12 protein-coding genes are annotated in these 13,182 nt (G+C 73.8%); 1 reads left to right on the forward strand and 11 read right to left on the reverse strand.

The annotated features are described in order from the left end of the window. Positions 1-278 precede the first annotated feature (278 nt). Positions 279-782, forward strand: a complete 504-nt coding sequence (locus G6R13_RS04340; protein ID WP_036317679.1) for a hypothetical protein — start codon at positions 279-281, stop codon at positions 780-782. A gap of 187 nt (positions 783-969) precedes the next feature. Here G6R13_RS04340 and G6R13_RS04345 read toward each other — a convergent pair whose 3' ends face one another. The 11 genes from G6R13_RS04345 to G6R13_RS04395 form a co-directional block, all read right to left on the reverse strand. Continuing rightward, positions 970-2,265: an MFS transporter gene (locus G6R13_RS04345; protein ID WP_049145128.1), complete on the reverse strand. Its 1,296-nt coding sequence runs from the start codon at positions 2,263-2,265 to the stop codon at positions 970-972. 41 nt (positions 2,266-2,306) lie between these two features. Then, on the reverse strand, positions 2,307-3,734 hold the full coding sequence (locus tag G6R13_RS04350) for an FAD-dependent oxidoreductase (protein WP_163721107.1): 1,428 nt from the start codon (positions 3,732-3,734) through the stop codon (positions 2,307-2,309). Continuing rightward, positions 3,731-4,999: a uroporphyrinogen-III C-methyltransferase gene (gene cobA / locus G6R13_RS04355; protein WP_113914188.1), complete on the reverse strand. Its 1,269-nt coding sequence runs from the start codon at positions 4,997-4,999 to the stop codon at positions 3,731-3,733. Before cobA ends, G6R13_RS04350 begins: the two co-directional genes overlap by 4 nt. Then, positions 4,996-5,919: an ABC transporter permease subunit gene (locus G6R13_RS04360; protein ID WP_041104780.1), complete on the reverse strand. Its 924-nt coding sequence runs from the start codon at positions 5,917-5,919 to the stop codon at positions 4,996-4,998. The genes cobA and G6R13_RS04360 overlap by 4 nt, the downstream gene beginning before the upstream one ends. Then, entirely contained in the window at positions 5,909-6,634 is a 726-nt protein-coding gene (locus G6R13_RS04365; protein ID WP_123244140.1) for an ABC transporter ATP-binding protein, read from the reverse strand. Before G6R13_RS04365 ends, G6R13_RS04360 begins: the two co-directional genes overlap by 11 nt. Before the next feature lie 31 nt (positions 6,635-6,665). Beyond that, entirely contained in the window at positions 6,666-8,006 is a 1,341-nt protein-coding gene (locus tag G6R13_RS04370; RefSeq protein ID WP_036316896.1) for a GTP-binding protein, read from the reverse strand. After that, positions 8,006-8,941 (reverse strand): sulfate adenylyltransferase subunit CysD, encoded by a 936-nt coding sequence (cysD, locus tag G6R13_RS04375; RefSeq protein ID WP_002855962.1) that lies wholly within the window; start codon positions 8,939-8,941, stop codon positions 8,006-8,008. Before cysD ends, G6R13_RS04370 begins: the two co-directional genes overlap by 1 nt. Before the next feature lie 32 nt (positions 8,942-8,973). Then, positions 8,974-9,699, reverse strand: coding sequence for a phosphoadenylyl-sulfate reductase (locus G6R13_RS04380; RefSeq protein ID WP_036316893.1), 726 nt, complete (start codon positions 9,697-9,699; stop codon positions 8,974-8,976). Further along, positions 9,696-11,411: a nitrite/sulfite reductase gene (locus G6R13_RS04385; protein ID WP_036316987.1), complete on the reverse strand. Its 1,716-nt coding sequence runs from the start codon at positions 11,409-11,411 to the stop codon at positions 9,696-9,698. Before G6R13_RS04385 ends, G6R13_RS04380 begins: the two co-directional genes overlap by 4 nt. Before the next feature lie 117 nt (positions 11,412-11,528). Further along, positions 11,529-12,278: a CbiX/SirB N-terminal domain-containing protein gene (locus G6R13_RS04390; RefSeq protein ID WP_036316890.1), complete on the reverse strand. Its 750-nt coding sequence runs from the start codon at positions 12,276-12,278 to the stop codon at positions 11,529-11,531. A gap of 43 nt (positions 12,279-12,321) precedes the next feature. After that, positions 12,322-13,116, reverse strand: coding sequence for an SDR family oxidoreductase (locus G6R13_RS04395; protein WP_036316887.1), 795 nt, complete (start codon positions 13,114-13,116; stop codon positions 12,322-12,324). Positions 13,117-13,182: the final 66 nt, after the last annotated feature.

Below are 13,182 nucleotides of genomic sequence, written 5' to 3' on the forward strand. Positions count from 1 at the left end.
CCTCCGACTTCGGTCGGAGGGGCCTCACCTACGTCAGCAGGTCAGCGCGTGCGGTGTTGTTGGTGACGGCAATCATGGTGTTCTCCTTCGGTTTCAGTCCGCAGGGAGTCCGCAAGACGGTTGAATCCCGTCCATACGGCCCCACACGAACCAATAGGAGGATCCGCAGAATCATGCGGAATTCATGGGTATCCGGTAACGTCCAATGCGAGACCGGAAGTTCGTGAACTTCCGCTGATCCGCACGCCGTCTCCCCTCCGAGCCCACCAGGAGTCCCCATGCTGTACCTGATCGACCCTCGCGGGGCCGTGTGGTCCGCCGACACCACGATCGGCCGGGCGCGGGCCCGGGCCCGCGTGGACGGCCGCCCGGTCGACGACCTGAAGTTCACCAAGGCCGCCATGCTCCTGACCTTCGAGGACCATGTGGACCTCGCGCTGCGTCACGGCATCGCCGCCCCGCGCGGCCTCCTCCTCGACCACGGGTTCGTGGCCCAGGTGCTCGCCCCCGCGAACCTGAAGGCCCAGCGCGCCAACCAGGACGCGATCGCCGAGCAGCTCGCGGTGGTGGAGCGTCGCACGGAGGACGTCGGATCGCTGCGCTCCCACCGGCACGCGGCCGCCTACGAGGGCGCGGACCAGGATCTGGAGCGCCGCATCAAGAAGGCGGAGGAGGCGGCCCGCGAGACGCTCCAGGCGGCCCCGGACGAGGACCTCGTCCGCCACTGGACGCGCCTGGGCGGCGCGGTGCCGGCCACGCTCCAGGCCGACCGCGACCGCTGACCCGCCGGCCGCCGTCGTCGTGGTGGCTCCCGTGGACGGCGGCTCAGGCTGCCGCGAGCCAGACGTTTCGGCGGTTTCGCGGCCCGATCTGCAGCAGAATCATCTGGCTCACGGGCAGAAACGTCTGGCTCGGCGCTCCTCGGCGGTCGCGGGCTCGCAGCCTCCCGCCACGGAACCCCGCGCCCGCTCAGGGTGTGGGGTTCCGCGCGTCGTAGCGCAGGAAGCCGGGCTCCCACCGCATCAGCGCGGTCACGCCGAGCATGCACAGCACACCGCCGGCCAGCAGGGTCGGCCCCTCCCCCAGGCCCACGGAGGCGCCGCCGGTGAGCAGCTCGCCCAGGCGCGGCCCGCCCGCCGCCACGACGACGAACACGCCCTGCAGCCGGCCGCGCAGGTGGTCCGGGGTCGCGGACTGCAGGATCGAGCCGCGGAAGACGCCGGAGAGCGAGTCCGCGGCCCCGCCCACCGCCATGCACAGCGCGGCGAGGGCGAACGCGAGCGTGAGGCGGGGATCGCCGTCGGGCAGGGACTGCGCCCACCACACCACGCCGCCGAACGCGGCCACCGCCGCGCCCCACACGAGGATCGAGACGTACACGCCCCAGCCCTGCGCATGCAGGCGTGTGAACGGCGCGGAGAACAGCCCCGCGAGGAACGCGCCCGCCGCCATCGCGGCCAGCAGCACCCCGACGGCGGCCTCACCGCCGCCGAGCACCACGGCGCCGATGGCGGGCAGCAGGGCGCGCGGGAACGCCGTCGTCATGGCCACGATGTCCGCCAGGAAGGTCATCCGCAGGTTCGGTCGCGAGCCGAGGAAGCGCAGGCCCTCGACCACCGAGGCCAGGCCCCAGCGCGCCCCCGAGGCGGGCGCGGCCTCGCCCCGCTGCGGCGGCAGGGACGGCAGCCGCCACACGGCGTACAGGGCGGCGAGGAAGGTGACGACGTCGATCGAGTAGGTCCACGCGTAGCCGACCGCCGCCACGAGCACGCCGCCCAGCACGGGGCCGACCATCAGGGCCACGGAGAACGTCATCATGTTCAGCGCGTTCGCCGCCGGCACGAGCGGCAGGCCCACGAGCGCGGGGATGATCGCGCCGCGGGTGGGCTGGTTGATGCCGGACGCGCCGGAGTGCAGGGCCACGAGGGCGTACAGCACCGGCACCGACTCGAGCCCGGCCCAGGCCTGCGCGGCGATGCCGACCGTGGTCAGCCACATGACGGCCGACGAGGTCAGTGCGACGCGGCGGCGGTCGTGCCGGTCCGCGATCGCGCCGCCGTACAGGCCCGCGACCACGAGCGGCACGAGCGCGGCGAGGCCGAGCAGGCCCACCGCGAACGAGGAGCCGGTCAGGGCGAACACCTCGAGGGACACCGCCACGAGCGTGAGCTGCGTGCCCACGTACGCGAGCGTGTTGCCGAGCCACAGCCGCCGGTAGGCGGGTGAGACCCGCAGCGGGGTGATGTCGACGAGGAGGCGGGCCACCCCGGAAGCCTAGCGCCGGGGCGGCCAGGGCCCGCCCCGGATCAGACGGTCGGGACGGAGGCCCCGTCGCGGGAGATGCGGGTCATCTCCTCCCGGTCCACGACCTTCACCCGCTCCCGCGCCACCGGACCGGCCTCCGTGGCCCGCGCACCCAGGGACTTCTCATGGTCATCCAGAGCATGCCAACCGGCCCACGTCGTGTACGGCACCTCACGGGACTCGAGCAGCTCGATCACCGACTCCTCGGAGGGCTCCTGGGCCGTCCACAGCCCCGGCTCGTCCTCGATCAGATGCTTGATCGTCTCCAGGGAGTCACCCTTGGTGTGCCCGATCAACCCCACGGGGCCGCGCTTGATCCAGCCGGAGGCATACAGGCCGGGGACGGGGGCGCCGTCCGCGTCGAGCACGCGGCCCTGCGCGTTCGGGATCACACCGCGCACCTCATCGAACTCCACCCCCTCCACGGGCGAACCGAAATACCCCACCGCCCGGTACACCGCCTGCACCGGGTAGTCCACGGTCTCCCCCGTCGGACGGACCCCACCGGAACCGTCCAACTCCATCCGGCGCATCCGCAGGCCGTCCACCCGGCCGTCGCCGTCCTCGTCCAGGAACTCCTCCGGGGCCTGGAGGAAATGCAGGTGCAGCCGACGCGAGGCGCTCTGCTGACGGTCCTCCTGCTCCATGAGCCAGTTCGTCAACGTGCCCACCATGGTGCGGACCTGGTTGTTCTCCTCGATCGCCTTCTCCGAGGCCTCATCGAAGTCGAAGTCCTCCTCGTACAACACGATGTCCACATCCCGGGAATGCGCCAGCTCCCGCAGCTCCAACGGGGTGAACTTCACCTGCGCCGGCCCACGCCGGCCGAACACGTGCACATCCGTGACCGGGGAAGCGGCCAGATCCCGGTACACGTTGTCCGGGATCTCGGTGGGCAACAGGTCCTCGGCATGCTTGGACAGGATCCGGGCCACATCCAGGGCCACGTTCCCGTTGCCGATCACCGCCACCTGCGTGGCCTCCAACGGCCAATGCCGCGGCACATCCGGGTGCCCGTCATACCAGGACGCGAAGTCCGCGCCACCGAACGAGCCGGCCAACTCCACCCCCGGCACGTCCAGGGCAGCGTCCCGCACCGCACCGGTGGAGAACACGATCGCGTCGTAATGCCGACGCAGATCCGCCAGGCTCAGGTCCGTGCCGTAGTCCACATTCCCCAGGAAACGGATGTCCCCGCGGTCCATGACCTTGTGCAGCGCGGTGACGATGCCCTTGATGCGCGGATGGTCCGGGGCCACCCCGTAGCGGATCAGGCCGAACGGGGCCGGGTACCGGTCGAACAGGTCGATGCTGACACGGAAGTCCCGTTCCTCCTTGGTCAGGATGTCCGCCGTGTACACCCCGGCGGGTCCGGCACCGATGATGGCGATGCGCAACGGGCGGTCAGGCCTCGAGGGGGTCAGGGTCATGCTCGTGCTCCTTCGGAGGTCGGGTTCAGGGTCAAGATCGGGGCAGGGACACCGGCTGCAGGCGCGCCGGTGGCGTAGGGGCTCAGGCGCACGACGTCGCCCACGACGATCACGGCGGGGTTCTCCACACCGACGGCGGCCGCCTGCGCGGCGATGGTCTCCACCGTGCCCACGGTGACCCGCTGGTCCGGCATCCAGCCGCGCTCGATGATCGCCACGGGCGTCGCGCCGTCGAGGCCGCGCTCCGTCAGTCGGCGCGCGGTGTCCGCGAGCCGGCGCACGCCCATCAGCAGGACGAGCGTGTGGTCGGCCCGGGTGGGCACTTCGGCCAGCTCTTCGTGGCCGGTCACCAGCGTGAAGCCGGTGGCGACGCCGCGATGGGTGACCGGGATCCCCGCGGCGGCGGGCACCGAGACGGCGCTCGTGACACCGGGGACCACCTCGACGTCGACGCCATGGGCGCGGCAGTGCGCTGCCTCCTCGCCGCCGCGGCCGAGCACGTACGGGTCGCCGCCCTTGAGCCGGACGACGAGGCGGCCGGCCCGGGCCTCCCGGACCAGGACGGCGTTGATCTCGTCCTGCGTGGCCAGGTGGTTCCCGGGGGCCTTGCCGACCTCGATCACGGGCACCGCCGGGTCCAGCTCGGCCAGGAGGGCGCGCGGGCCCAGCCGGTCGGCGACCACCACGTCGGCCTCCGCGAGCAGCTGTCGGCCGCGCACGGTGATGAGCCCGGAGTCGCCGGGGCCGCCGCCGACGAGGGCCACGCGGCCGGGCTCGGCGGACGCGCGCCGCCGGCGCAGCGGCAGCCGCCCCGTCGACAGGGCGAGGGTGATCGCATCCTTCAGGGCGCGGGCGCGGCGAGGGTCTCCCCCGGCGTTGACGGCCACGGTCACGTCCCCGGCCCGGACGACGGCGGGCGTCCAGGCGGCGGAGGACTCGGCATCGGAGGCGTCGACGCACCAGACGCGGCGGGCCTCGGCGTCGGAGGCCACGGCCCCGTCCACGGCCCGGTCGCCGGTGGCGGTCTGGGCGAACCAGACCCCGTCGAGGTCGGACGGGCGGTAGGGGCGGCGGTGCAGGGTGATCAGGCCGGCCGCCGCGAGCCGCTCCACCTCCTCCCCCGGCTCCGGGGCCACCACGGTGACGAGCGCGCCGGCGTCGAGGAGGGCGCCCATGCGGCGGCCGGCCACGCGCCCGCCGCCCACCATCAGGACGGGCCGGCCGAGCAGACGCAGGGAGGTGGGGTACAGATCGGACGCGGTCATCGCGTGCTCCCTTCCAGCAGCCCCCGGCGGCGCAGCATGCGCCGCTCGACGGGGCCGAATACGGCCAGTTCGACGAGGACGCCGACGGCCAGGATGGTCAGGACGGCGCAGAGGACGACGGCGAGGTCGGACGCGGCACGTCCCTCGTGGAGCAGGGTCCCGAGTCCCACGCCCATGGGCCCGCCGACGGCGATGATCTCGGCGGCCATGAGGCCTCGCCACGCGAAGGCCCAGCCCTGGCGCAGGCCGGAGACGAAGGCGGGCAGGGCGGCCGGGAGGACCACCAGCAGGGCGGTCTCGAGACGCGAGGCGCCCAGCACCCGGGCCGCGCGACGCAGCTGCGGCGGCACCTGGTCCGTGCCGGTGGTGAGGCCGGCGACCACGGCGGGGACGGCGCCGGTGAGCATCACGAAGTACGCGGTGGCGTCGCTGAGGCCGAACCACAGCACCGCGAGCGGCACCCAGGCCACGTTCGGCAGCACCATCAGGGCCGTGAGCAGCGGGCCGAACGCCCGCCGCAGGACGCTGACCTGTCCGAGCACCAGGCCCAGCCCGACGCCGACGACCACGGCGAGTGCGAAGCCGACGACGGCGCGGCCCACCGACGTCGCCACTGCCTGCTGGACGAGGCCCTGGGCCCACAGCGTCCCGAAGGCCCCGACGACGTCGCCGGGACCGGTGATCGGCTCACCGCGCGCACCGGCCAGCCACGCGAAGGCCTGCCAGATCGCCACGAGCAGGACGACGGCGGCCACCGGGAGCAGGACCCGGCTCCAGTCCCACCCGGCCAGACCCGTCCGACGGGTCGAGTCGACGGCCTGGAGCGCGTCGAGGCCGCTGTCGAGCTCGCGCAGCTCGTCGTCGGTGGCGGCCCCCGGCGCGCGGCCGGGGGCGTCGAGGGTGGGGGTGTCAGTGCGCATGGCGACGGATCTCCTGACCGAGTCGGGCGGTGATGGCGGCCGTGAGGGCGGCCGCGGCGGGCGCGTCGTGGCGGGCGGCCGCGGGCACGTCCCATTCGGCGACGACGCGACCCGGACGTGAGGACAGCAGCAGCACCCGCTGGCCGAGGCGGACGGCCTCGGCCACGTTGTGGGTGACGAACACGACCGTCCGACCGGTCTGCCGCCACACGCGCTCGAGCTCCCCATGCAGCAGGTCGCGGGTGATCGCGTCCAAGGCCGCGAACGGCTCGTCCATGAGCAGCAGGGGGCGGTCCTGGGCGAGGGCCCGGGCCAGGGCGACGCGCTGGCGCATGCCGCCGGAGAGCTGGTGGGGTCGCAGGTCGGCGGCGTCGTCGAGGTGGACGAGGCGCAGCAGCTCCCCGGCACGCTCCCGACGCTCCCCCGCGGCCACACCGGCGAAGCGGAGGGCGAGCTCGATGTTGCCGCGGGCGGTGAGCCACGGGAAGAGGGCGGCGTCCTGGAACATGAACGCGGCCCCATCCCGGGGGGTCTTGACGACGCCCGCGGTGGGCGCCTCGAGCCGGGCGACGAGGTTCAGCAGGGTGGACTTGCCGCACCCGGACGCACCGAGCAGGCAGACGAACTCGCCCGGCTCGATCCGCACGGAGACGTCCTCCAGCACGGGCGTGGGCCCGCCGAAGCTCTTGCCCACGTCCTCCATCACCACCGTCATGACCGCTCCCGTCGCGCCGTCGTCATCCGGATCAGGCCTCGTCGCCGCCGCGCACCATGCCGGCGGCGAGCGTGGCCCCGTCGTGGGGGTCGATCACGAGGAACGCCCCGGTGCGCCGATGCACGGCGTAGGGCTCCACGGGCAGCGGCGCGGCCAGGTGCAGGCGCACCTGTCCGATGTCGTTGAGCCCGAGGGTCTCGGCCGGGTCGAGCCGCAGGGTGTCGAGGTCGAGCCGACCGGCCACCTCCTGGACGAGCGCCCGGACGACGGCGGTGCCGTGCTTGACGAGGACCTGCTGCCCGACGCGCAGCGGTGCGGCGGAGAGCCAGCACAGCGCGGCGGCCACCTCCGCGGTGGGGCGCGGGGCGGTGTCCGCGGCGGCGATCGTGTCCCCGCGGGCCACGTCCACCTCGTCGGCCAGGCGCAGGACCACCGACTGCGGGGAGGAGGCCTCCTCGAGGGATTCCCCGGCGGCGTCCACGCCCACCACGGTGGTGGTGCGCGCCGGCTGCCCCGGGGTGAGGACGGCGACGGCGTCCCCGGGCCGGACGGTGCCCGCGACCACCTGCCCGGCGTAGCCGCGGTAGTCGCGGAACACCTCGGGGTCGAGGCCGGGGGCCAGGGCGCCCTGGGGGCGCACCACGAGCTGCACCGGGAAGCGGAAGGAGGCGGCGGCGTCGTCCTCGGCGTCCGCCCCGGGCAGGGACTCGAGCAGCTCCATGAGCGTGGGGCCGGTGTACCAGTCCGTCCGCTCGGAGCGGGTGACCACGTTGTCGCCCTGCAGGGCGGACACCGGGACGCTCACCGCGTCGGAGAGGCCGAGCTCCCGGGCCACGCGCCGGACGTCCTCGGCGATCGCGGTGAAGACCTCCTCGGCGTAGTCCACGAGATCGATCTTGTTGACGGCGACGATCACGTGCGGCACCCGCAGCAGGGCCACCACGCTGAGGTGGCGCCGGGTCTGCTCCACCACGCCCTTGCGGGCGTCCACGAGCAGCACGACCGCATCGGCCGTCGAGGCGCCCGTGACGGTGTTCCGGGTGTACTGCACGTGCCCGGGGCAGTCGGCCAGCACGAAGGTGCGCCGGTCCGTGGCGAAGTACCGGTACGCGACGTCGATCGTGATCCCCTGCTCCCGCTCGGCGCGCAGGCCGTCGGTCAGCAGCGCCAGGTCCAGCCCGCCCTCGGCACCGCCGAAGCCGCGCTCGGCGGAGGTGCGGGCCACGGCCTCGAGCTGGTCGGCCAGGACGGCCTTGGAGTCGTGCAGGAGGCGGCCCACGAGGGTGGACTTGCCGTCGTCGACCGAGCCGGCCGTGGCCAGGCGGAACAGGGTCCCGGCGGGGGCGTGCCGGTCCAGCAGTGCGGTGCTCATCAGAAGTACCCGTCCTTCTTGCGATCTTCCATGGCCGCCTCGGAGATGCGGTCGTCGGCGCGGGTGGCCCCGCGTTCGGTCAGGGTGGAGGCGGCGACCTCGAGCACGACGTCCTCGACGGTGGCGGCCTCCGAGAGGACGGCGCCGGTGCAGGACATGTCGCCCACCGTGCGGTAGCGCACCGTCCGCGTGGTGACCTCCTCGCCCTCGGCCGGGCGGGAGTGCTCCCCCACGGCGCGCCACATGCCGTCGCGGCGGAAGACCTCCCGCTCGTGCGCGTAGTAGATGGAGGGCAGCTCGATGCCCTCGCGGGCGATGTACCGCCACACGTCCAGCTCGGTCCAGTTGCTGATGGGGAACGCGCGGACGTGCTGGCCGGGGGTGTGACGGCCGTTGTAGAGGTTCCACAGCTCGGGGCGCTGGTTGCGCGGGTCCCACTGGCCGAACGCGTCCCGCAGGCTGATGATCCGCTCCTTGGCCCGCGCCTTGTCCTCGTCACGGCGGCCTCCCCCGAAGACGGCGTCGAACCGGTTGGTCCGGATCGTGTCCAGCAGGGGGGTGGTCTGCAGGGTGTTGCGGGTGCCGTCGGCGCGCTCACGCAGCTCGCCGCGGTCGATGTACTCCTGCACGGAGCCCACCACGAGCCGCAGGCCGAGCCGCTCCACCGTGCGGTCGCGGAACTCGAGGACCTCGGGGAAGTTGTGGCCGGTGTCCACGTGGACCACCGGGAAGGGGATCCTCCCCGGCCAGAAGGCCTTCGCGGCCAGGTGGAGCATCACCACGGAGTCCTTGCCGCCCGAGAAGAGCATGGCGGGGCGCTCGAACTCGGCCACCACCTCGCGGATGATGTGGATCGCCTCGGCCTCCAGGGCGTCCTGGACGTCGGGCCCGGCGGGGCTCACGGTCCCCGGGTCGGGGGCATGGGTGAGGGTCATCGTGTCTCCTTGGTCTGTCTCGGGTGCGGCGCTCAGACGTGGATGCCGCACTCGGTCTTCGCGGTCCCGGCCCAGCGCCCGGCACGGGGGTCCTCCCCGGGGGCGACGGGGCGGGTGCAGGGGCGGCAGCCGATCGAGGGGTAGCCGTTCTGCAGGAGCAGGTTCACGGGCACGTCGTGGTCCGTGGCGTAGCCGACCAGGTCGTCGAAGCTCCACGGGGCGACGGGGTTGACCTTGACCATGCCGTGGGCCTCGTCCCAGCCCACCAGCGGGGTGTTCGTGCGCGTCGGCGCCTCGTCCCGGCGGACGCCGGTGAACCACAGGTCGTATCCGGCCAGCGCCCGGTTGAGGGGCTCGACCTTGCGCATCGCGCAGCACAGCCCCGGGTCGCGGGCGAACAGGTCCTTGCCGTGGCGCTCGTCCTGCTCGGCCACGGTCAGCTCCGGGAGCACGTCCACCACGGTGACGGCGAGGCGGCGGGCCACCTCGTCGCGCGTCGCGAGCGTCTCGGTGAAGTGGTAGCCGGTGTCCAGGAAGAGGACGTCCACGCCGGGCATCCGCTGCGCCACCAGGTGCGGCAGGACGGCGTCGGCCATGGAGCAGGCCACGGCCGCCCGGCGGAGGTCCACATGGCGGGCGGCCCAGTCGACCACCGCCTCGGCGGGGGCGTCCCAGCCGAGCTCGGCGGCGCCGGACTCCGCGAGCGCCTGCAGGCGCTCGAGGTCCTCGGTCGGACGGGTGGGGGGAACGGTGCTCATCGGAGGGCCTCCTCGTCGACTCGGTGCGCCCACCGGGCGAAGGTCTCGCCCGGCTCACGCTGCTCGTCGTACCGGCGGACGACGCGCTCGACGTAGTCGACCAGCCCGTCCGCGCGGACCTTCAAGCCGCGGACGCTGCGTCCGAGGCCGGCCTCGGCGCGGTCCACGGAGGCCAGCCCGCCGCCCAGGTGAACCTGGAAGCCGGGCGTCTGGCCGCCGTCGTCGTCCGGGAGCAGCTGGCCCTTCAGGCCGATGTCCGCGGTCTGGATGCGGGCGCAGGAGTTGGGGCAGCCGTTCACATGCAGGCTCAGCCGCTCGGGGAGGCGGTCGGCGAGGTCGGCCAGGCGCTCCTCGAGCTGGGCGATCGCGGCGGTGGCGGTGTCCTTCGTGTCCACGATGGCGAGCTTGCAGAACTCCAGGCCCGTGCAGGCGATGGTGGAGCGGCGGAATACGGACGGCTCCGGGTCCAGTCCCAGCTCCTTCAAGCCGGCCACGACGGCGTCCACCCGGTCCCGCTCCACGTCCAGCACCACGATCTTCTGGTGGGGGGTGGTGCGCAGCCGCGTGGAGCCGTGGGCCTCGAGCAGGTCCGCGAGGGCGGTGAGGGTGGTGCCGCTGGAGCGGCCGACGACGGGAGCGGCGCCGATGTAGAAGCGGCCGTCCTTCTGCTCGTGGACCCCCACGTGGTCGCCGGGACGGGTGGGCGGGGCCGGGGCGGGTCCGTCGGGCAGGGCGTAGCCGAGGTACTCCTCCTCCAGCACGGTGCGGAACCTCTCCGGCCCCCAGTCCTCGAGCAGGTACTTCATGCGGGCCTTGTTGCGCAGGCGCCGGTAGCCGTAGTCACGGAAGATGCTCACGACGGCGTGCCACACCTCGGGGGCGCGCTCGGCCGAGACGAAGGCACCGATCCGGTCGGCCAGGCGGGCCTTCGTGGACAGGCCGCCGCCGACCCACAGGTCGTAACCGGGGCCCAGCTCGGGGTGCACCACGCCGATCAGGGAGACGTCGTTGATCTCGTGGACCACGTCCTGGGAGGGGTGTCCGGTGATGGCGGTCTTGAACTTGCGGGGCAGGTTGGAGATCTCGAGGTCGCCGATCCAGCGGTCCGCGATCTCCCGGATCACGGGCGTGGGGTCGATGATCTCGTCCGCGGCGATCCCGGCCACCGGTGAGCCGAGGATCACGCGCGGCACGTCGCCGCAGGCCTCGGTGGTGGACAGGCCCACGGACTCCAGGCGCCGCCAGATCTCGGGGACGTCCTCGACGCGGATCCAGTGCAGCTGGACGTTCTGCCGGTCGGTGATGTCCGCGGTGTCACGGCCGAAGTCGGTGGAGATCCCGCCGATCACGCGCAGCTGCTCGGTGGTGAGGTCGCCGCCGTCGATGCGCACGCGCAGCATGAAGTAGCGGTCCTCGAGTTCGTGGGGCTCCAGGGTGGCGGTCTTGCCGCCGTCGATCCCCTGCCGACGCTGGGTGTACAGGCCCCACCAGCGGAAGCGGCCGTGCAGGTCGTCCGAGGGGATCGAGTCGAAGCCCTCGTGGGCGTAGACCTGCTCGATGCGCTCGCGGACGTTCAGGCCGTCGTCCTGCTGCTTGAACTCCTCGTTGTGGTTCAGGGGGGCGGTCCCGTCCACCTTCCACTGGCCGTGCGGCTTGGCGGAGGGACGGCGCGGAGTGCGCGCCGGCCTCGACGTCTCGTTCACCTGGGTCATGGCCGCCACGCTAGGAACCCGGCATGCCGGCCCCAAGATCGTCGACGCGGTTCGTCACGTTCCCGGGGCCGGGCCGCGGCGGGGACCCGGTCCGGCCCCGGTCGTGTGACGGACGGCTCAGCGGCCTCCGGCGGCTCCCCTCGGGGCCTCTACGAGGGCGGACCGCAGCCGGTCCAGGGCGATCCGCGCCACCAGCGGATGCGGCAGCAGGGGGTCGGTGACCGCGTCCGCGCCGGCCTCGCCGAGCCGGTCGTGGAAGTACCCGGGGGCCAGCAGGTGGGCGGCCACCACGGCGCGACGGCCGGCGGCGTGCACCCGGGCGACGGCGTCGGGCACACGGGGGGTCGCCGCCGCCCCGAACGCCGCGGTCACGGGCAGTCCCGTGGCCCGGGCCAGGGCCCCGGCCAGGGCGTGCACCTGGGCCTGGCCGTCCGCGGCGCGGGTGCCGGCCGCCGCCAGGATGACGTCCGATGTCGCGGCCTCACCGGCCGGCACCGCCCGGGCCACCCGCTCGGCCAGAACGGTCACCAGGCGCGGCTCGACGTCGTCCCCGGCCCCGGCCAGCGGTGCGGCGGCGATCGTGCCGGGTCGGGCGGCTGCGGCGTGGTGGATGTCGTGGTGGACGTGATGGCCCAGGGACAGCAGCAGCGGCACGATCACGGCCGGCTCCCCCGGGGGCAGGGCCGCCACGACCTCGTCGAGGGAGGGGCTCTGCACGTCCACGTAGGCCTCGTGGACCTGGGCGCCCGGCCCCTCGGCGGCCAGGAGGGCCGCCAGGTCGGCACGGAGGCCGTCGATCACGTCGCGGCCGGCCGCGTCGTGCGTGCCGTGGGCGCAGGCGATCACGTGCAGCACGGGCGCGCTCATGCCGAGCCCACCGCGTCGGCCCACACGTTCTGCGGCCCGCCGCTCACCGGCGGATCACCTTGTGCTGGGCGGCCTGGGCGACCGGCCGCATCACGATCTGATCCAGGTTCACGTGGTGGGGCAGCTCGACGGCGTGGACGCACACCTCGGCGACGTCCTCGGCGGTGAGCGGCTTCTCCACGCCCGCATACACGGCGTCCGCGGCGGACTGGTCGCCGCCCAGGCGGTTGCGGGAGAACTCCTCGGTGTGGACCATGCCCGGCAGCACCTCGATCACCCGCACGTTGTGCTCGGCCTCCTCCAGGCGCAGCGCGCCGGTGAGCCCGTGCTGGCCCATCTTCGCGGCGTTGTAGCCGGCGCCGCCCTCGTAGGCGGTGACGGCGGCGGTCGAGGTCAGGTTGAGCACGGTGCCCTCGCCGTGGGCGCGGAGCATGGGCAGGAACGCCTGGCACATCGTGAGGGTGCCGAGCACGTTGACGCGGTACATCCACTCCCAGTCGGCGCGGTCGCCGTCGCCCACCGCGTCCGTGCCGAGCGCGCCGCCGGCGATGTTGACGAGGGTGTCGGCGCCGCCGTCGGCCTCGACGCGCGAGGCCAGCGCGGCGACGGCGGCCTCGTCCGTGACGTCCAGGGCGGCGGGGACGACGTCGCCGCTCACGCCCTCGGCCCGGGCGTCGGCAGCGAGGGTCTCGAGGCGCTCGGCCCGGCGGCCGACCGCGTACACGCGCCAGCCGCGGCGGGCGAGCTCGAGGGCCGTGGCGCGGCCGATGCCGCTCGTGGCCCCCGTCACGACGGCGGCGCGGGCGGGGTTCTTCGCAGGTTCATGGGTGTGGCTCACGCCTCCGACCGTAGCCGAGCCGCGCCGTTCGGAGCACCGCCCGGATCACCTCCGCCAGGTCGAGCG

It is taken from the genome of Micrococcus sp. Alg238-R198 (assembly GCF_900537135.1).
GTDB lineage: Bacteria > Actinomycetota > Actinomycetes > Actinomycetales > Micrococcaceae > Micrococcus > Micrococcus luteus.

Bases quoted from the DNA above. Each gene is read 5' to 3' on its own strand.
- G6R13_RS04340 (WP_036317679.1), top strand. From the start codon at position 279: ATGCTGTACCTGATCGACCCTCGCGGGGCCGTGTGGTCCGCCGACACC.
- G6R13_RS04350 (WP_163721107.1), bottom strand. From the start codon at position 3,734: ATGACCCTGACCCCCTCGAGGCCTGACCGCCCGTTGCGCATCGCCATC.
- cobA (WP_113914188.1), bottom strand. From the start codon at position 4,999: ATGACCGCGTCCGATCTGTACCCCACCTCCCTGCGTCTGCTCGGCCGG.
- G6R13_RS04360 (WP_041104780.1), bottom strand. From the start codon at position 5,919: ATGCGCACTGACACCCCCACCCTCGACGCCCCCGGCCGCGCGCCGGGG.
- G6R13_RS04365 (WP_123244140.1), bottom strand. From the start codon at position 6,634: ATGACGGTGGTGATGGAGGACGTGGGCAAGAGCTTCGGCGGGCCCACG.
- G6R13_RS04370 (WP_036316896.1), bottom strand. From the start codon at position 8,006: ATGAGCACCGCACTGCTGGACCGGCACGCCCCCGCCGGGACCCTGTTC.
- cysD (WP_002855962.1), bottom strand. From the start codon at position 8,941: ATGACCCTCACCCATGCCCCCGACCCGGGGACCGTGAGCCCCGCCGGG.
- G6R13_RS04380 (WP_036316893.1), bottom strand. From the start codon at position 9,699: ATGAGCACCGTTCCCCCCACCCGTCCGACCGAGGACCTCGAGCGCCTG.
- G6R13_RS04385 (WP_036316987.1), bottom strand. From the start codon at position 11,411: ATGACCCAGGTGAACGAGACGTCGAGGCCGGCGCGCACTCCGCGCCGT.
- G6R13_RS04390 (WP_036316890.1), bottom strand. From the start codon at position 12,278: ATGAGCGCGCCCGTGCTGCACGTGATCGCCTGCGCCCACGGCACGCAC.